Annotated in this window: 1 protein-coding gene; it reads right to left on the reverse strand. The window is 73.1% G+C overall.

What is annotated here, in order from left to right; translation table 11 throughout:
• Positions 1–276: 276 nt before the first annotated feature.
• A partial coding sequence (locus C1I98_RS44865; protein ID WP_233508595.1) for a hypothetical protein occupies positions 277–495 on the reverse strand: 219 nt, incomplete at its 5' end.

The raw sequence follows: 495 nt of genomic DNA on the forward strand, positions 1-495 counted from the left end.
CTGGAGGGTCTGGGGGGATGGGGGTACGGCCTGCGGCCGAGGAGGTGCGCGCCGACACGTCCGGCCCGCATGACCGGGTGTCACAGGCCCAGCCGACGACGTCTCTGGGGTGATTTCGGCCCGGTGGTCCTGGCGAAGAGGGCACGACCGGGCCGGCCCCTGCCCGCTGCGGCGCGTGGGGGCCGACGGCCTTGGCGTCGACGCAACGCCTGCCGGACCAGGGTTCCCCGGCAGCGCGCCGTCGTCGTAAGGCCGTGAGGCCGTGGGCCGGCGGCCTCAGGCATCGAACCGCCACGCCGTACACCAGGCCGCCACAAGGCCGTCGCGCGTGGGGCGGATCGCCTTGGACATCGACGTGGGCAGATCGCTCGGTCGCAGGGCGGCCCAGCCAGTACCCCACGCATCGAACCGCCACGCCGGACACCGGAGGGCAAGATCGCGAAATCGCATGTCATGGTGAGTGCGGAGGGTGGCCGAGGTGGGATCGGGTGAGGG

This window comes from Spongiactinospora gelatinilytica (assembly GCF_003236385.1).
Classification (GTDB): domain Bacteria; phylum Actinomycetota; class Actinomycetes; order Streptosporangiales; family Streptosporangiaceae; genus Spongiactinospora; species Spongiactinospora gelatinilytica.